Origin of the sequence: Streptomyces sp. E-08 (assembly GCF_049913095.1) — a bacterium.
GTDB lineage: Bacteria > Actinomycetota > Actinomycetes > Streptomycetales > Streptomycetaceae > Streptomyces.
The window spans coordinates 2,969,233-2,987,057 of record NZ_CP183971.1 but is presented as its reverse complement, the minus strand read 5'-3'; the positions used below and the strand labels follow the sequence as shown (position 1 = coordinate 2,987,057).

14 protein-coding genes and 2 tRNA genes are annotated in these 17,825 nt (G+C 69.8%); 13 read left to right on the top strand and 3 right to left on the bottom strand.

The window, feature by feature from the left end; translation table 11 throughout:
• Nucleotides 1-17 precede the first annotated feature (17 nt).
• Together ACN9MM_RS13620 and ACN9MM_RS13615 are read right to left on the bottom strand one after the other, a co-directional pair.
• Entirely contained in the window at nt 18-1,580 is a 1,563-nt protein-coding gene (locus ACN9MM_RS13620) for a hypothetical protein (protein ID WP_426363866.1), read from the bottom strand.
• 159 nt (nt 1,581-1,739) lie between these two features.
• Nucleotides 1,740-1,813: transfer RNA gene (locus ACN9MM_RS13615), tRNA-Gly, on the bottom strand.
• A 132-nt stretch (nt 1,814-1,945) separates the two neighbouring features.
• Between ACN9MM_RS13615 and ACN9MM_RS13610 the strand changes: the two genes are divergently transcribed.
• The 5 genes from ACN9MM_RS13610 (at nt 1,946) to clpX (ending at nt 6,621) form a co-directional block, all read left to right on the top strand.
• Nucleotides 1,946-2,022 (top strand) — tRNA-Pro (locus tag ACN9MM_RS13610).
• 171 nt (nt 2,023-2,193) lie between these two features.
• Nucleotides 2,194-3,579 (top strand): trigger factor, encoded by a 1,386-nt coding sequence (gene tig, locus ACN9MM_RS13605; RefSeq protein WP_426363865.1) that lies wholly within the window; start codon nt 2,194-2,196, stop codon nt 3,577-3,579.
• A gap of 240 nt (nt 3,580-3,819) precedes the next feature.
• Entirely contained in the window at nt 3,820-4,437 is a 618-nt protein-coding gene (locus tag ACN9MM_RS13600; RefSeq protein ID WP_382855942.1) for an ATP-dependent Clp protease proteolytic subunit, read from the top strand.
• 63 nt (nt 4,438-4,500) lie between these two features.
• On the top strand, nt 4,501-5,163 hold the full coding sequence (locus ACN9MM_RS13595) for an ATP-dependent Clp protease proteolytic subunit (protein WP_030684990.1): 663 nt from the start codon (nt 4,501-4,503) through the stop codon (nt 5,161-5,163).
• Between the two features lie 174 nt (nt 5,164-5,337).
• Nucleotides 5,338-6,621, top strand: coding sequence for an ATP-dependent Clp protease ATP-binding subunit ClpX (gene clpX, locus ACN9MM_RS13590; RefSeq protein WP_015033605.1), 1,284 nt, complete (start codon nt 5,338-5,340; stop codon nt 6,619-6,621).
• A gap of 559 nt (nt 6,622-7,180) precedes the next feature.
• Here the strand turns inward: clpX and ACN9MM_RS13585 are convergent.
• Nucleotides 7,181-8,134 (bottom strand): hypothetical protein, encoded by a 954-nt coding sequence (locus ACN9MM_RS13585; protein WP_426363864.1) that lies wholly within the window; start codon nt 8,132-8,134, stop codon nt 7,181-7,183.
• Between the two features lie 138 nt (nt 8,135-8,272).
• On the opposite strand from ACN9MM_RS13585, the gene ACN9MM_RS13580 reads away from it, so the two are divergent.
• From ACN9MM_RS13580 to mreD, 8 genes are all read left to right on the top strand, one after another.
• A complete protein-coding gene (locus ACN9MM_RS13580) occupies nt 8,273-10,900 on the top strand; it encodes a valine--tRNA ligase (RefSeq protein ID WP_426363863.1) in 2,628 nt (875 codons plus the stop codon).
• A 189-nt stretch (nt 10,901-11,089) separates the two neighbouring features.
• Nucleotides 11,090-12,229, top strand: a complete 1,140-nt coding sequence (locus ACN9MM_RS13575) for a sensor histidine kinase (protein ID WP_426363862.1) — start codon at nt 11,090-11,092, stop codon at nt 12,227-12,229.
• A gap of 275 nt (nt 12,230-12,504) precedes the next feature.
• Nucleotides 12,505-14,007: a bifunctional tetrahydrofolate synthase/dihydrofolate synthase gene (gene folC / locus ACN9MM_RS13570; protein ID WP_426363861.1), complete on the top strand. Its 1,503-nt coding sequence runs from the start codon at nt 12,505-12,507 to the stop codon at nt 14,005-14,007.
• A 5-nt stretch (nt 14,008-14,012) separates the two neighbouring features.
• Nucleotides 14,013-14,366: a DUF4233 domain-containing protein gene (locus ACN9MM_RS13565; RefSeq protein ID WP_426363860.1), complete on the top strand. Its 354-nt coding sequence runs from the start codon at nt 14,013-14,015 to the stop codon at nt 14,364-14,366.
• A 66-nt stretch (nt 14,367-14,432) separates the two neighbouring features.
• Nucleotides 14,433-14,846: a nucleoside-diphosphate kinase gene (gene ndk / locus ACN9MM_RS13560; RefSeq protein WP_352017594.1), complete on the top strand. Its 414-nt coding sequence runs from the start codon at nt 14,433-14,435 to the stop codon at nt 14,844-14,846.
• 211 nt (nt 14,847-15,057) lie between these two features.
• Nucleotides 15,058-16,077 carry a rod shape-determining protein gene (locus tag ACN9MM_RS13555; RefSeq protein WP_359510020.1) on the top strand — a complete coding sequence of 340 codons (1,020 nt, stop codon included), beginning with the start codon at nt 15,058-15,060 and terminating at the stop codon, nt 16,075-16,077.
• Between the two features lie 65 nt (nt 16,078-16,142).
• Entirely contained in the window at nt 16,143-17,150 is a 1,008-nt protein-coding gene (gene mreC / locus ACN9MM_RS13550) for a rod shape-determining protein MreC (RefSeq protein ID WP_426363859.1), read from the top strand.
• Nucleotides 17,147-17,815 (top strand): rod shape-determining protein MreD, encoded by a 669-nt coding sequence (gene mreD / locus ACN9MM_RS13545; protein ID WP_426363858.1) that lies wholly within the window; start codon nt 17,147-17,149, stop codon nt 17,813-17,815. The genes mreC and mreD overlap by 4 nt, the downstream gene beginning before the upstream one ends.
• Nucleotides 17,816-17,825: the final 10 nt, after the last annotated feature.

Genomic DNA, 17,825 nt, shown 5'->3' with positions numbered 1-17,825 from the left:
GCGCCGGACCGGCCGGCTCAGAACAGCCGCGTCCCGGCCGGCACCGCGCCCTGGACGGCCTGGGCGGCGCCCGGAGCCCCGTCCTCGCCCACCGGCCGCAGCGCGAGCGCGCCCCGCCGGTCACCGGTGACCAGGTCGATCCGCTCGTCCGCGGTCAGGTCCCCGACGGCGACCAGCGAGGGCACCTGCTGGGCACTGAAGCCCGAGGCGGCGACCGTCACCGGTGCGACCAGCTGCTGCGGAGCGTCCGTGCCGTAGTCGACGCCGAAGTACGCCAGCGCGCCGCTGCGGGTGTCACGCGCCCAGAACGCACCCAGGAGGGCGTTCGGGGTGGTGTCCGAGGCGAGGAGCTCCTTCGTTCCCCAGCCGCTCGCGGCGAGGACCGTCGGCTCGGTGACGTGGATGCCCTGCCAGCTGGAGTACAGGGTGAAGTAGAGCAACCGGTCGTTCTTCACGGCGACCAGGCCCGGAGAACCGTAGTCCTGGCGGCTGACCGCGAACCGGGTGACACCGGACCAGTCGAACCCGGTGATCTCCACGGGCTCCCCGAAACCGCCCTCGCCGTCGCCCGGGTACGCGAACAGCTTCCCGTCCCGCAGCGCCACGAGGTCGTTGCGGACGTCGTTCGCCTGCTGCGGCCCGTACCGGTTGAGCAGCCACCCGGCCCGCGCCACCCGGGTGTTCGTCCAGTCCCGTGCGTCGGCCACGGCCGGCGCCGTGAAACCGCCGCCCTCCCGGCCCGCGAGCAGCGTCAGGCGGCCCGCCGCGTCGACGCCGAGCAGATCGGGGCGACCGTCGCTGTCGTAGTCGCCGAACGGCTCGATGAACGGGCGGACGACCCAGTAGTCGGCGCTCGCGGTGTCGGAGAGGTTGCCCGCCCGGTCGAAGGCCCGCACCCAGACGCTCGCCGGGCCGGAGCGCTCCGGGGTGACGAAGGTCGTGGTGGCGGTGCCGTCCGCGCCGACCGGGATGCGGAGATCGGTCGCGCAGTCGTACGTGCCCGTGTCGGCGAGCGGGTCGAGGCAGAAGTACGAGGCCTCCGTCCCGGCCGGCAGGCTGATGCGCACGGTCCGCACGGTGCCGGAAGGCGCCCCGTTCGGGTAGGACCCGGCGTCCAGGAACTCGACCGTGGGCGTGGCGGGCCGGGTCTGGTCCGTGCCGAACCCGCAGGGCGCGGTCCACGCCGAGGCGCCGGCGGCGCTCTCGATGCGCGCCTGCCACCAGTAGGGGCCCTCCGCCGGGATCCTGTCCCTGGGAATCACCACCGTGGCCACGGAGCCCGGCGACGAGGGAACGAGGCCGTCGAGGATCGGCGTCTCCTCGGCGCCCGCCTTCCACACCCGGAAGCGGGCGTCCACGAGGCCCCCGGTGGGGCTCTCGCCCGCTGCCCGCACGGACAGGCTGACGTCCGTGTTCCCCACCCACGGCAGCTCGCCGCCGGTCGCACAGCCGCCCGGCCACGCCGTGGGCTCGGTCGGCGTGTACGGATAGTCGGCGGCCTGGGCGGTGCCGCCGAGCAGCCCGGCCGCACAGGCCAGCGCCAATGCGGCCACCACGGCGGGTCTTCTCTTCTTCTCCATGTGTTCCCTCCCCTGATCTGTCGATCAACGGCGGGAACGTATCCGCAGGCAGGGCGCGTGCGCCCGGAAATAACGGCGGAACAGGAAGCTTCGCGCCAGACATGGCCGGGAAACGACCACGGCCCGGTCCGCTGGAAGCGGACCGGGCCGTGGGCCTGTTGGAGCGGGTGACGGGAATCGAACCCGCGTAGCTAGTTTGGAAGACTAGTGCTCTACCATTGAGCTACACCCGCACAGCGTCGCGCCGCAGGTCACGAGGACCGCGGCACGAGGAGCATGGTAGCCGGTCGGGGGCCCTTCGCGCACACCCCGGAAACAGGGGGCGCCGCACAGTCTCCGTCCATGTACCCTACGTGTCGCACCGACGGGGTGTGGCGCAGCTTGGTAGCGCGTCCGCTTTGGGAGCGGAAGGCCGTGGGTTCAAATCCCGCCACCCCGACCATGACGATCACGCGCTCACCTCGCGCGTTCTTGATCACGTTGTGGGCGTCATCCCGCTTGCGGTTACTATGCAAGCTGCGTGCCCGTGTGTCTTTCTGACCGGGCCGACCCGCCGGAACCGCCACACGCGGCCCCGGTGGATTCCAGGAATCAGCCACAAGGAGACCGAACCGTGAAGAGCGCCGTGGAGACCCTGAACCCGACCCGGGTTCGGCTCACTGTCGAGGTGCCCTTCGAGGAGCTCAAGGACAGCCTCGACGCGGCGTACAAGAAGATCAACCAGCAGGTCACGGTCAAGGGCTTCCGTAAGGGCAAGATCCCGGCTCGCGTGATCGACCAGCGGTTCGGCCGCGGCGCCGTGCTGGAAGAGGCCGTCAACGACGCGCTCCCGAAGTTCTACACCGAGGCCGTCAACGAGGCCGACGTCAACCCGCTCGGCCAGCCCGAGGTCGACATCACCGAGCTGAAGGACGGCGAGCTGCTGGCCTTCACCGCCGAGGTCGACATCCGCCCGGCGATCGAGATCCCGGACTACTCCGGCATCGAGGTCACCGTCGACGCGGTCGAGGTCACCGACGAGGACGTCGAGAAGTCCGTGGAGCAGCTCCGTGAGCGCTTCGCCTCGACCTCCCCCGTCGAGCGCGCCGCCCAGGACGGCGACGTCGTCACCATCGACCTCGAGGCCAAGGTCGACGGCGAGGTCCTGCCCGACGGTGTCGCGAGCGACGTCTCGTACACCATCGGCTCCGGCGAGCTGCTCGACGGCATCGACGAGGCCGTCAAGGGCCTGGAGGCCGGTGGCGAGGCCACCTTCACCTCGCAGCTGAAGGGCGGCTCCGCCGAGGGCAAGGACGCGGAGGTCACCGTCAAGGTCACCACCGTCGCCGCCCGTGAGCTCCCCGAGCTCGACGACGAGTTCGCGCAGCTGGCCTCGGAGTTCGACACCCTCGACGAGCTCAAGGCCGACAGCCGCAAGCGCCTCGAGAACATGAAGCAGTTCGACCAGGCCACCCAGGCCCAGGAGCGCGTCCTCGACGAGCTCCTCAAGCTGGTCGAGGTCCCGATGCCCGAGAAGCTTCTCGAGGACGAGATCAACACCCGCAAGCACAACCTGGAGCACCACCAGCTCGGCCAGATGGGCCTCGACCTCGTGAAGTACCTGGAGATCCAGGGCAAGACCGAGGAAGAGTTCCTGGCCGAGACCAAGGAGCAGGCCGAGAAGGGCATCAAGACGCAGTTCATCCTCGATGAGCTCGTCAACAAGGAGAAGCTCGACGTCTCCCGCGAGGAGCTCACCGAGCACCTGTTCCGCCGTGCCGCCTCCTCCGGCATGAGCCCCGACCAGTTCGCCCAGGCCGTGGCCCAGCAGGGCCAGGTGCCGATGCTCGTCGGCGAGGTCGCCCGCGGCAAGGCCCTCGCGGTCGTCGTCGAGGCCGCCAAGGTCGTCGACACCAACGGCGAGGTCGTCGACCTCTCCGACGACGAGGACGAGGTCGAGACCGCCGCCGAGGCCGTCGAGGCCGTCACCGGCGAGGCCGAGGTCTCCGAGGACAAGTAAGGGCACCCCGCCCCGGCGGACCCTGCTCCACGGGCCCGTACGCACTGCTGTGCGTACGGGCCCGTGGACGTACCGGGAGCGGCTTACACGCCCCCAACTACCTTGCGCTCCCAGCGAACAGTTCGGGAACCGGGATGGCGTTGTCCGACCTGCGCGTTAGGGTCCATGAATACGAGGGCACTGCCCTCAGAACAAGACGCTGAGACGGCTTGGGGCCGTCGGAGACGAGCAGGTGGATACGTGACGAATCTGAAGCCTTACGCCGCGGGTGAGCCGTCCATCGGTGGCGGCCTCGGCGACCATGTCTACAACCGGCTGCTCGGCGAGCGCATCATCTTCCTCGGCCAGCAGGTCGACGACGAGATCGCCAACAAGATCACCGCGCAGATGCTCCTCCTGGCCGCCGAGCCGGAGAAGGACATCTTCCTGTACATCAACAGCCCCGGCGGCTCCGTGACGGCCGGCATGGCGGTCTACGACACCATGCAGTTCATCCCGAACGACGTCGTCACCATCGGTATGGGCATGGCGGCCTCCATGGGCCAGTTCCTGCTCACCGCCGGCGCCCCCGGCAAGCGCTTCGCGCTGCCGAACACCGACATCCTGATGCACCAGGGCTCCGCCGGCATCGGCGGCACCGCCTCCGACATCAAGATCCAGGCCGAGTACCTGCTGCGCACGAAGAAGCGCATGGCCGAGATCACCGCACAGCACTCCGGCCAGACCGTCGAGGCGATCATCCGCGACGGTGACCGCGACCGCTGGTTCACCGCGGACGAGGCCAAGCAGTACGGCCTCATCGACGACATCATCACGCACGCCGCGGGCGTTCCGGGCGGCGGCGGCACGGGCGCCTGAGCGCCGGCAGCCCGCCCAGAGCCCCAGCCCCCGCCGAACGCCACCAGGACGGTGAACACCCAGATGCAGAACAACCTCTCCCCGAGCGGCCTCTACACCGGCGCGCCGATGGACAACCGCTACGTCGTGCCGCGGTTCGTCGAGCGCACCTCGCAGGGCGTGCGCGAGTACGACCCGTACGCGAAGCTCTTCGAGGAGCGCGTGATCTTCCTCGGCGTGCAGATCGACGACGCCTCCGCCAACGACGTCATGGCGCAGCTCCTGTGCCTGGAGTCGATGGACCCGGACCGCGACATCTCGATCTACATCAACAGCCCGGGCGGCTCCTTCACCGCCCTCACGGCCATCTACGACACGATGCAGTTCGTGAAGCCGGACATCCAGACGGTCTGCATGGGCCAGGCGGCCTCCGCCGCGGCCGTGCTGCTCGCCGCCGGCACCCCCGGCAAGCGGATGGCCCTGCCGAACGCCCGAGTGCTGATCCACCAGCCCTCCGGCGGCACCGGCCGTGAGCAGCTCTCCGACCTGGAGATCGCGGCCAACGAGATCCTGCGCATGCGCAGCCAGCTGGAGGAGATGCTGGCCAAGCACTCCTCGACGCCGATCGAGAAGATCCGCGACGACATCGAGCGCGACAAGATCCTGACGGCCGAGGACGCCCTGGCGTACGGCCTGATCGACCAGATCGTCTCCACCCGCAAGAGCACGGCCTCCGCGGAGCGCTGACGCCCGACCTTCCCTCGGCACGGTTCGCGCGGCCATGACGGCCCGTGTGGCCGAATCGCGACCATGTGAACCGTGCCAAGGGGGGCCCGAACGGGGGGCCCGGCAAGGTACCGTCGAATATGAGGCACCAGGAGTCGCTGAACCAAGCACTCCCAGGCGAAGGGGAAGCACCTCGTGGCACGCATCGGTGATGGCGGCGATCTGCTCAAGTGCTCGTTCTGCGGAAAGAGCCAGAAGCAGGTGAAGAAGCTCATCGCGGGACCCGGTGTGTACATCTGCGACGAGTGCATCGACCTCTGCAACGAGATCATCGAGGAAGAACTCGCGGAGACGAGCGAGGTGCGGTGGGAGGAACTCCCCAAGCCCCGCGAGATCTACGAGTTCCTCGAGGGATACGTCGTCGGGCAGGAGCCCGCGAAGAAGGCCCTCTCGGTCGCGGTGTACAACCACTACAAGCGCGTCCAGGCCGGCGAGAACGGCGGCGCGCAGGGCCGTGACGACGCCATCGAACTGGCGAAGTCCAACATTCTGCTCCTCGGCCCCACGGGCTCCGGGAAGACGCTGCTCGCGCAGACCCTGGCCCGCATGCTCAACGTCCCGTTCGCCATCGCCGACGCGACGGCGCTGACGGAGGCCGGCTATGTCGGCGAGGACGTCGAGAACATCCTGCTCAAGCTGATCCAGGCGGCCGACTACGACGTCAAGAAGGCCGAGACCGGGATCATCTACATCGACGAGATCGACAAGGTCGCCCGTAAGAGCGAAAACCCGTCGATCACGCGTGACGTGAGCGGTGAGGGCGTGCAGCAGGCCCTCCTGAAGATCCTGGAAGGCACCACGGCCTCCGTCCCGCCCCAGGGCGGCCGGAAGCACCCGCACCAGGAGTTCATCCAGATCGACACGACGAACGTGCTCTTCATCGTGGGCGGCGCCTTCGCCGGCCTGGAGAAGATCATCGAGTCGCGGGCGGGCGCCAAGGGCATCGGCTTCGGGGCGACCATCCGCTCCAAGCGCGAGATCGAGGCGAGCGACCAGTTCCAGGAGGTCATGCCGGAGGACCTGGTGAAGTTCGGGATGATCCCCGAGTTCATCGGCCGTCTCCCCGTCCTCACCTCCGTCCACAACCTGGACCGCGAGGCGCTCCTCCAGATCCTGGTCGAGCCGCGCAACGCGCTGGTGAAGCAGTACCAGCGCCTCTTCGAACTCGACGGCGTGGAGCTGGACTTCGACCGCCCGGCCCTGGAGGCCATCGCCGACCAGGCGATCCTCCGCGGCACCGGCGCGCGCGGCCTGCGCGCCATCATGGAGGAGGTCCTCCAGTCGGTCATGTACGAGGTCCCGTCCCGCAAGGACGTGGCCCGCGTGGTCATCACGGCCGACGTCGTCCGCAACAACGTCAACCCGACGCTGGTCCCGCGGATCGTGAAGAACGACGGCAGGCACGAGAAGTCGGCGTAGCGCACACGAGCCAACAAGCAAGGGGCGGTTGACCGGTTCGTCGAACCGGTCAACCGCCCCTTGCTTGTCGTGGAGCTGCAGAGCAGTGATCAGGCCATCCTGAGGCGGTCCGTTGACTCGCCTCTTGAGCCATCGAATAATTGGAGCTCGATAGTTCAATTGTTCGATTAGGGTGGGGGGTCTCATGATCCGGTCGAAGGTCCAGCGATTGTTCACGGCCGTGTGCGTGACAGGTGCTGCGGGTGTTCTGCCGCTGTTCGGGGCAGCTCCTGCGCAGGCGTCAATGATCACCTGTCAGACGTACCTGCACGATGTGGGCTACAAGGTCGGCCCGAAGGCGAGCCAAGCCTGCAAGTGGGGTGAGAGTGTCACTCACGCTGGGTTCTGCTACCCCACTCTCATATCGCTAGGGGTCAAGGATCGTCATGCGTCCCAGGCCTGTCGCCTGGCCTGACGCGGCACCGCACGCCTCCCTCTGCGCGGTCGGCGGTCTGCGGGGGCGAGGTCCGGCCGGTTCGATCCGCCGGTCGGACCTCGCTACATCTTGATGGCGTCCGAGCTACTTGACCTCGACGCGGACTTCCTTGCGGAGCTTGGCGGTGATGGCGGCGGCGTCCTCGGCGGAGCCGGACTGGCCCGCCATCATGGAGGCCATGTCCGCCGGGACCACGAAGCCCACGGTGCTGTGGTCGGCCCACACGCACATGTTGATGGTGAACGCGGGGGCGCCGGTGGACGCGTTGGCCTTCGTCTTGGCCTGCTGGCACTTCAGGACCGCGCCGTCGAGGTCGGCCGGCGTGTACGCCTGCGGGCTGCCCTGCAGCTGCGGTGTCTCGTCCTTGTCGGCGTCCTTGTCGGCTTCGGCCTTGGCGCTCGCGAAGATGGAGTCGACGACCTTCTCGGGGTCGTCGATCTCGCCGTAGAGGCCGTTGAACGAGAGCATCTTGCTCGCGAGCGGGTTGGCCTTGTTCTCGACCTTGTAGCCGGCCTTGACCTGCTTGGCGTTCTTGACGCCGTTCTCCTCGGCCTCCTTGAGGGAGTCGTCGCCGCTCGACTTCCCCTGGTCGGGAGACTTCTTGTACTCGCCCAGCACCGTCTCCGGCGTGATCAGCTTGTGCGGGCCGTCGTCCGCGACCGAGGCACCGCCGCCACCGAGCACGAAGTACGCGCCCACGCCGATCGCCGCGACCACCGCGACCGCGGCGATGATCCAGCCGGCCTTGGACTTCTTCGGGGCCGGGGGGTGGGGCATGTAGCCGCCGGGGCCCTGCGGGGCGCCGTACTGGGGCTGCTGGCCGTACGGGCCGGGCTGCTGGGGCTGCTGGGGGTATCCGTAGGGGGGCTGCTGCGGCGGAACGCCCTGCGGGGCCTGCTGGGGGTATCCGTAGCCGGGCTGCGGAGCCTGCGGCTGGCCGTACGGGCCAGGCTGCTGCGGCTGCTGGCCGTACGGGCCGGGCTGGCCGTAGGGACCGGGCTGCTGGCCGCCGTACGGGCCCGGCTGGTTGTAGCTCATCGACAGGTTCCCCTCACAGGATGTTTATGCCTACCGAACATCCTGGCGGAACCGCGCACGGCGAAGTGCGGCGGGGGCCACACCGTTACCGAACCAAAGCGTTTCGGGACAGTGGCGGGACACCCCTAAACTGGCCCCGTGACCGAGAACACTCAGCAGCAGACAGCGCCCACCACCGAACTGCCGACGACGTACGCGCCGGCCGAGGTAGAGGGGCCGCTGTACGAGCGCTGGGTAGACCGGGGGTACTTCACCGCCGACGCCACGTCCGACAAGCCGCCGTACACCATCGTCATCCCGCCGCCGAACGTCACGGGCGCCCTCCACCTGGGCCACGCCTTCCAGGTGACGCTCATGGACGCGCTGACCCGCCGCAAGCGCATGCAGGGCTTCGAGACGCTCTGGCTGCCGGGCATGGACCACGCCGGCATCGCGACCCAGAACAAGGTGGAGCAGCAGCTCGCCGAGGAGGGCAAGTCCCGCCACGACCTGGGCCGTGACGATTTCGTCGAGCGCGTCTGGCAGTGGAAGGACGAGTACGGCGGCCGGATCCTCGGCCAGCTGCGCCGCCTCGGTGCCGGTCTCGACTGGTCGCGCGAGCGCTTCACCATGGACGAGGGCCTCTCCAAGGCCGTCCAGAAGATCTTCAAGGACCTCTACGAGGACGGTCTGATCTACCGTGCCGAGCGCATCATCAACTGGTGCCCGCGCTGTCTGACCGCCATCTCCGACATCGAGGTCGAGTACCAGGACGACGCGGGTGAGCTCGTCTCCATCCGCTATGGCGAGGGCGACGACTCCCTGGTCGTCGCGACGACCCGCGCCGAGACGATGCTCGGCGACACGGCCGTCGCCGTCCACCCGGACGACGAGCGGTACAAGCACCTGGTCGGCAAGCAGATCAAGCTGCCGCTGACCGACCGTACGATCCCGGTCGTCGCCGACACCCACGTCGACCCGGAGTTCGGCACGGGCGCCGTCAAGGTGACCCCGGCGCACGACCCGAACGACTTCGAGATCGGCCGTCGCCACGAGCTGCCCTCGCTCACCGTCATGGACGAGCACGGCATCATCACCGTCCACGGCCCCTTCCTCGGCCTGGACCGCTTCGAGGCCCGCTCGGCGATCGTCGGCGCGCTCAAGGAGCAGGGCCGGATCGTCGCCGAGAAGCGCCCGTACATGCACTCGGTGGGTCACTGCTCGCGCTGCAAGACGACCGTCGAGCCGCGTCTGTCGATGCAGTGGTGGGTCAAGGTCGGCCCGCTGGCGCAGGCCGCCGGTGACGCCGTCCGCGACGGCTCCGTCGAGATCCACCCGAAGGAGCTCTCCCGGCGCTACTTCGACTGGGTCGACAACATGCACGACTGGTGCATCTCGCGCCAGCTGTGGTGGGGTCACCGCATCCCGATCTGGTACGGCCCCAAGGGCCAGGTCGTCTGCGTCGGTCCCGACGAGCGGCCGCCCGGCACGGAGGCCGAGGGCTGGACCCAGGACCCCGACGTCCTGGACACCTGGTTCTCCTCCGGCCTGTGGCCGTTCTCCACGCTCGGCTGGCCGGAGAAGACCCCGGACCTGGCGAAGTTCTACTCGACCGACGTCCTGCTCACCGGCCACGACATCATCTTCTTCTGGGTCGCCCGGATGATGATGTTCGGCCTGTACGCGATGGACGGCGAGGTCCCCTTCAAGACCGTCGCCCTGACCGGTCTCGTCCGCGACGAGTTCGGCAAGAAGATGTCGAAGTCCAACCCGAACGCGGTCGACCCGCTGGACTGGATGGACGCGTACGGCTCCGACGCCGTCCGCTTCACCCTGGCCAACGGCGCCAACCCGGGCGCCGACGTCCCGATCGGCGAGGACTGGGTCAAGGCCTCCCGGAACTTCGCCAACAAGATCTGGAACGCGACCCGCTTCGCGCTGATGAACGGCGCCACGATCGAGGGCCCGCTGCCGGACGCCTCCGAGATGTCGGCGACCGACCGCTGGATCCTGTCCCGGCTCAACGAGACGGTCGCTCAGGTCGACGCGTACTACGAGGACTTCCAGTTCGCCAAGCTGAGCGAGTCGCTCTACCACTTCGCGTGGGACGAGGTCTTCGCCTGGTACGTCGAGCTGTCGAAGACCACGTTCTTCGCGGGCGGCGAGGGCGCCAAGGTCTCCGGCCGCGTCCTCGGCGAGGTCCTGGACGTCATGCTGCGCCTGCTGCACCCGATCGTCCCGTTCGTCACCGACACCCTGTGGACCACGCTCACCGGTGGCGAGTCCCTCGTCGTCGCCGACTGGCCGAAGGACTCGGGCTTCCGCGACAAGGCCGCGGAGGAGGAGATCGAGCTCGTCCAGCGGGTCGTCACCGAGGTCCGCCGCTTCCGCAAGGAGCAGGGTCTCCAGGACGCCCAGAAGGTGCCGGCCCGTCTCACCGTCGAGGGCACCCCGCTCGTCGCGCACGAGGCCGCGATCCGTCAGATCCTGCGCCTCCAGCCGGAGGGCGAGGGCTTCTCCGCCACCGCCTCCCTGCCGGTCGCCGGTGCCACCGTCGCGCTCGACCTCTCGGGCACGATCGACGTCGCCGCCGAGCGCAAGCGCCTCGCGAAGGACCTCGCGGCGGCCGAGAAGGAGAAGGCCCAGGCCGAGGGCAAGCTCGGCAACGAGGCCTTCCTGGCCAAGGCCCCCGACAACGTCGTGGACAAGATCAAGGGCCGGCTCGCCAAGGCGGACGAGGACATCGCCCGCATCCAGAGCCAGCTGGCGGCCCTGCCGCAGGCCTAGCACGGCACGAGGAAGGGGCCCGGAACCGGTTCACGGTTCCGGGCCCCTTCCCGTACTCCCACCCCCTCCCGGGGGTGTTCCGTGCGCGTCTCCGCATGACACGGCAATCCGGACGAAGTGCCCGATGTCACACCAGACGGGACTTCAGGTCCACGGCGCCGGGACGAAAGACCCTGGATGATGGAGAGCATGCTCCGCCTCCCCACCGTCCCCGCGCTCCGCCGATGCGTGGACCGGTGGGCCGTCTCGCCCCGCGCCCTCGACGTCGTCGCCGCGCTCTTCGCCTTCTGCCTGATGGTCCTGGACGTGCCGGGACTCGCCCGCGCCGACAACTCCCTCACCGGCATCACCGCGACCCTGGTCCTCGCGGGCGGGGCGGCCACGCTGGTGCTCCGGCGGCGGCTGCCGTGGCTCCCGTACGTCATCGCGCTCGGCCTGATGGGCTGGCTGCACGAGCTGACCATGATCCAGTTCGCGCTGTACTCGATCGGCCGGTTCCGCGGGCGCCGCGCCGCGATCACCGCGACCCTGCTGTACGTCGCCGTGGCGTACGGCCTCTTCCTCACCCCCGGCTGGCCGGCCAAGCACGGCGAGACCCTCAGCGAGTTCCTCAGCCTGGTCGTCCCGATCGGCGTCCTCGCGGCGGGCGTCGGCATCGCCGCGTACCGGCAGGACCTCGTCCGCGCCCTGGAGGTCCAGCGCCGCGAGGCCGCCGCCCGGCAGGCCGTGCAGGAGGAGCGCATCTCCGTCGGCCGGGACGTCCACGACCTGGTCGGCCGCGAGCTCACCGTCCTCGCGGTGCGCGCCGAGGTCCTCGCCGTACGGGCCAGGGGCGAGGCCCACCAGAAGGACTTCGAGGAGCTCGCGGACACCGCGCGGCGCGCCCACCTCATGCTCAACGAGACGATCGTGCGCCGCGCCGACCGGGACACCGCCACCCCCGGCCTCGAAGGGCTCTCCGAACTCGCGGGGGAGAGCGAGCGGATGGGCGGCCCCGTCGACCTGACCGTCGCCGAGGAGGCCAAGGCGCTGTCCCCGCTCCGGCAGGCCGCCGTCCACCGGGTGGTCCGGGAGTGCCTGACGAACGCCGCCAAGCACGCGCCCGGCCTCCCGGTGACGGTCGCGATCACGGTGGAGGGGCCCGACCTGCGGATCGAGGTGCGCAACCCGCTGCCCAAGAGCCCGCCGGACCCGGCGCCCGTCTCGACCGGCACCGGCCTGTTCTCCATGGAGGAGCGGGTCACCAGCATGGGCGGCACGCTGAAGGCCCGCCGGGAGGGGAGTGCCTACGTGGTGACGGCGCTGCTGCCGACGGGTCTTGAGCGATAGCTCAGCGGATCGTCTCCGCCTTCCCCAGGACCCCCTGGAGCCGTCGAAGCCCTCCACGCACCGGCCCGAGCCCAGCGCCACGCAGTCCAGCGGCTCGTCCGCGACGAAGACCGGGATGCCGGCCGCGGGCGTAGAGGAGCGTGTCGGCCGTGCCGAGGGTGATCCCTGTGTCCATGATCGCCGAGCTTGCCGGGCCGGTCCGGCGGGCGGTGGACCGAAAGTCCCGAAAGGGGTGGGTCCGATGTCCTGTCGGCACCGCTCCGTAGACTGGGCCCGTGAGCGAGCCGAGCGACCAGAGCGACGACCAGTTCGACGACATCGTCGACACCGAGACCCAGCGTGACCCCGACCTCGCGGTGATCGAGGCCGGGAGCCGTACCCTGCGCACGCAGGGTGGGGCGCCCCAGGGCGACCCCGTGCCCAGCCGTCCCGAGGACCCCGAGCTGGACAAGGCGCTGCGCGAGGTCGAGACCGAGCTGTCCACCCGCTGGGGCGAGACCAAGCTGGAGCCGTCCGTCACCCGGATCGCGGCCCTGATGGACGTGCTCGGCGAGCCGCAGCGCGCGTACCCCTCGATCCACATCACCGGCACCAACGGCAAGACGTCGACGGCCCGCATGATCGAGGCCCTGCTCGGCGCCTTCGAGCTGCGCACCGGGCGCTACACCTCGCCGCACGTGCAGGCCATCACCGAGCGGATCAGCCTGGACGGCGCCCCGATCTCGGCCGAGCGGTTCATCGAGACGTACCAGGACATCAAGCCGTACGTGGAGATGGTCGACGCCCGAGAGGAGTACCGGCTCTCGTTCTTCGAGGTCCTCACCGGAATGGCGTACGCGGCCTTCGCGGACGCCCCGGTCGACGCGGCCGTCGTCGAGGTCGGCATGGGCGGCACCTGGGACGCGACGAACGTCATCGACGGCTCCGTGGCCGTCGTCACCCCCATCGACCTCGACCACACCGACCGGCTCGGCGGGACGACCGCCGAGATCGCGGCCGAGAAGTCCGGGATCATCAAGCAGGGCGCGACCGTCGTCCTGGCCCAGCAGCCGGTCGACGCGGCCCAGGTCCTGCTGAAGAAGGCCGTCGAGGCGGACGCGACCGTGGCCCGCGAGGGCATGGAGTTCGGCGTCGTCTCCCGTGAGATCGCCGTCGGCGGCCAGCTCCTCACCCTGCGCGGCCTCGGCGGCGAGTACGACAACGTCTTCCTGCCGCTGCACGGCGCCTACCAGGCGCACAACGCCGTGGTGGCGCTCGCCGCGGTCGAGGCCTTCTTCGGGATCGGCGCCGAGCACGCCAGGACCCTGGACATCGACACCGTCCGCCGGGCCTTCGCCCAGGTGGCCTCGCCGGGCCGGCTGGAGATCGTCCGTTCCTCGCCGACCGTCATCCTCGACGCCGCGCACAACCCGCACGGCGCGCGGGCGACGGCGGAGGGCGTCAGCGAGGCCTTCGGCTTCTCCCGGCTCATCGGCGTGGTCTCCACGAGCGGGGACAAGGACGCCAAGGGTCTCCTGGAGGCCTTCGAGCCGATCTTCGCGGAGGTCGTGATCACCGCGAACTCCAACCCGCGGGCCACCGACGTGGACGCGCTCGCCGCGGTCGCGGTCGAGGTCTTCGGCGAGGACCGGGTGGTCGTCGAGCCGCGGCTGCCCGACGCCATCGAGGCGGCCATCACCCTCGCGGAGGAAGAGGCCGAGTACGGCGGCGCGGGGGTCCTCGTGACCGGTTCGATCTTCACGGTCGGCGACGCCCGGCTGCTGCTGCGGAGGGCCTGAATCCGATGCGTGTGCTCTGTTCCTCGACCCTCATCGGCGAGTTCTTCGTGATCGGCTTCGCCGGGCTCGTCGCCATGAAGGACGACAGCCTCACGACGTCCACCGTGTGGTGGGTCTGCGGCGTGGCCATGGTCGTCTCGGTGCTGCTGTGCGGGATGATCACCCGGCCCGGCGGGGTGCAGCTCGGCTGGGCCCTGCAGGTCGGGCTGATCCTCAGCGGCTTCTTCGTCCCCACCATGTTCTTCCTCGGCGCGGTCTTCGCCGGCCTGTGGTGGGCCTCCGTGCACTACGGGCGGCGGATCGACGAGGTGAAGGCACGCTGGGCCGCGCAGGCCTCGGCAGGGCCTGACGCTGCGTAATCGAGGCCCGTGGGGGCCCTGTAGCCTCAAAGGTCCCGCACACCGTTTTTCCGAAGGAGTTCCCCCGTGAGCCAGCGATCGCTCGTCCTGCTCAAGCCCGACGCCGTCCGCCGTGGTCTGATCGGCGAGATCATCGGCCGCATCGAGCGCAAGGCCGGCTGGACCATCGCCGCCCTGGAGCTGCGCGAGCTGGACCAGGACACGCTGGAGCAGCACTACGGCGAGCACAAGGGCAAGCCCTTCTACGAGCCGCTCATGGGCTTCATGCAGTCCGGCCCGGTCGTCGCGCTCGTCGTCGACGGCGAGCGGGTCATCGAGGGCCTGCGTACGCTCGCCGGCCCGACCGACCCGATCGCCGCCGCGCCGGGCTCCATCCGGGGCGACTTCGGCACCATCGTCCGGGAGAACCTGATCCACGCCTCGGACTCGGAGGAGTCCGCGGCCCGTGAGCTGAAGATCTTCTTCCCGGGTCTCGTCTGACGCGACGTCAGCCAAACGAAGCACCCTGTGGGGCGACCGAAGGAATTTCGGTCGCCCCCAGGCATATGAACGCCAATCCCGGGAACGGATCGCCGCGTCCTGCCGTCACCAGTACTGAGGTGGACCAACGCGCGCCATTCGCGCGGGCGGCACTACGATGGAAAACTCCACGCCGCACCACTCTCAGCCATGGGAAATCAAGGGGAACTCAATGTCGTTCATCGGCCGTGACATGGCTGTCGACCTCGGGACCGCCAACACGCTGGTGTACGTCAGGGGTCGAGGCATCGTTCTGAACGAGCCGTCCGTCGTCGCCATCAACACCAACACCGGGGGCATCCTCGCGGTCGGCTCGGAGGCGAAGAAGATGATCGGCCGGACCCCCGGCAACATCGTCGCCGTGCGCCCGCTGAAGGACGGCGTGATCGCCGACTTCGAGATCACCGAGCGGATGCTCCGCTACTTCATCCTCAAGATCCACAAGCGCCGCTGGATGGCACGCCCCCGCGTCGTCGTCTGCGTGCCCTCCGGCATCACCGGAGTGGAGCGCCGCGCAGTGATCGAGGCGTCGACCCAGGCCGGCGCCCGCCAGGTGCACATCATCGAGGAGCCCATGGCGGCGGCCATCGGCTCGGGTCTCCCCGTCCACGAGGCCACCGGCAACATGGTCGTCGACATCGGCGGCGGCACCACCGAGGTCGCCGTCATCTCCCTCGGCGGAATCGTCACGGCACAGTCCATCCGGGTCGCCGGCGACGAGCTCGACAGCGCGATCATCCAGCACATCAAGAAGGAGTACTCGCTCCTCCTCGGTGAGCGCACCGCCGAGCAGATCAAGATCACCATCGGCTCCGCGTACGACCTCGACAAGGACGAGCACACCGAGATCCGCGGCCGCGACCTCGTCTCCGGTCTGCCCAAGACCGTCGTCATCTCCGCCGCCGAGGTCCGCAAGGCCATCGAGGAGCCGGTCAACGCCATCGTCGACGCCGTGAAGACCACCCTCGACAAGTGCCCGCCGGAGCTCTCGGGTGACGTCATGGACCGCGGCATCGTTCTCACGGGTGGCGGCGCCCTGCTCCGCGGCCTCGACGAGCGCCTCCGGCGCGAGACCGGCATGCCGATCCACATCGCCGAGGACCCGCTGGACTCGGTGGCGCTCGGATCCGGCAAGTGCGTGGAGGAGTTCGAGGCGCTCCAGCAGGTCCTGGACGCCCAGCCGCGCCGCTAGTACCGCACCACCCGCAGTAGTACAGCCGAACAACCGAACCACGAGGAAAGGCACGGCCGCCGCACGTGAGGGACACACGAGAGAGCCGGCTGCTCCTGGTGCTGCTGATCGCCATCGCGTTCGCACTGATCACGGTGGACATCCGCGGCGGTCAGGAGTCACCCGTCGACGGTGCCCGGCAGGCCGCAGCGGCGGTCTTCGGGCCGGTCGAGAACGGTGTGGCGGCCGCCGTCGATCCCGTCGGCAACGCCATAGGCGCGGTACGGGACTCCGGCGAACGGCACACCCGGATCGCCGCCCTGGAGAAGGAGAACGCCGAACTCAAGGCGAAGCTCGGCAGCGACGACCGCAACCGCAACCGGCTGCGCGAACTCGACGCCATGCTCAAGACCGCCGGCGCCGGGCAGTACGGCATCAAGGGCGCCCAGGTCGTCGCCATAGGAGCGGCCCAGGGCTTCTCCTGGACCGTCACCATCGACGCCGGCGCCCGCGACGGCATCAAGCGGGACATGACCGTGCTCAACGGCTCCGGTCTCGTCGGCCGCGTCACCACCGTCGGCCCCTCCACCTCCACGGTCCTCCTCGCCAACGACCCCGACTTCACCGTCGGCACCCGCATGGAGAAGAGCGACGAACTCGGCTTCGCCACCGGGCAGGGCGACAGCCCGCTCCTCGTCCAGCTCCTCAACGGCAAGGCCAAGGTCAAGCCCGGCGACCGGCTCGTCACCTTCGGCTCGCGCGCCGACAAGCCCTTCGTGCCCGGCGTCCCCGTCGGCGAGGTCGTCCGCGTCGACCCGTCGGGCGGCGGCCTGACCCGCAACATCTACGTCCGCCCGTACGTCGGCTTCACCAAGCTCGACATCGTCGGCGTCGTCGTCCAGGCCCCCCGCTCCGACCCCCGCGACATGGTCCTCCCGCAGAAGCCCAGGCCCGCGCCGACCGTCACGGTCACCGTCACACCGCCGCCACCGGACGGACAGCAGGCGAACGAGCGGAACCAGGGCCAGAATCAGGACCAGACGGCACAGGGCCAGGACCAGCAGCAGGACCAGCAGGGGGGCGTGACTCCGTGAAGTTCAACCGCATCCTCCTCTCCGCCACCCTGATCGTGGTGGCCCTGGTCGTCCAGGTCTCCGTCCTCGCCCGCCTCCAGCTCCCCGGCGCCGTCCCCGACCTCGTCCTCCTCACCGTCGTCGGCCTCGCCCTCGTCCACGGCCCCGTCAGCGGCTCCCTCGTCGGCTTCACCGCCGGCCTCCTCTCCGACCTCGCCCCGCCCGCCGACCACGCCGCCGGCCGCTACGCCCTCGTGCTCTGCGTCATCGGCTACCTCGTCGGCCTCGCGCGGCCCGAGAATGGCCGGCTCACCTCCGCGACCGGCCCCATGGCCGTCGTCGTCGCCGCGGCCGTCGGCTCCACGCTCCTCTACGCGGGCGTGGGCGCCCTCGTCGGCGACACCGCCGCCCGCCATGTCGGCCTCGGCTTCCTGCTGTTCACCGCGGCCCTGTACGACCTGCTCCTCGCGCCCTTCACCGTGCCGCTCATCATGGCCCTGGCCCGCCGCGCCGAGAACGACCCGCTGGCCGACGCCGGCGGCGGCAACGGCGCCGACGTCGCCTCCGGCTGGCTGTCCTCCGGCACCGGCCTCAGGATCGGCGCCCAGCGCAGCGGCCTGCGCGTGAAGGCCGCACGGAGCCGCGCCTCACGCGCCGGACGCATCAAGGGAGTCAAGCGACTGTGACCGAGGGGGC

Excerpts from the sequence above, each read along its gene's own strand:
- ACN9MM_RS13620 (WP_426363866.1), bottom strand. The coding sequence starts at position 1,580 with ATGGAGAAGAAGAGAAGACCCGCCGTGGTGGCCGCATTGGCGCTGGCC.
- ACN9MM_RS13595 (WP_030684990.1), top strand. The coding sequence starts at position 4,501 with ATGCAGAACAACCTCTCCCCGAGCGGCCTCTACACCGGCGCGCCGATG.
- ACN9MM_RS13585 (WP_426363864.1), bottom strand. The coding sequence starts at position 8,134 with ATGAGCTACAACCAGCCGGGCCCGTACGGCGGCCAGCAGCCCGGTCCC.
- ACN9MM_RS13575 (WP_426363862.1), top strand. The coding sequence starts at position 11,090 with ATGCTCCGCCTCCCCACCGTCCCCGCGCTCCGCCGATGCGTGGACCGG.
- ACN9MM_RS13565 (WP_426363860.1), top strand. The coding sequence starts at position 14,013 with ATGCGTGTGCTCTGTTCCTCGACCCTCATCGGCGAGTTCTTCGTGATC.
- ACN9MM_RS13555 (WP_359510020.1), top strand. The coding sequence starts at position 15,058 with ATGTCGTTCATCGGCCGTGACATGGCTGTCGACCTCGGGACCGCCAAC.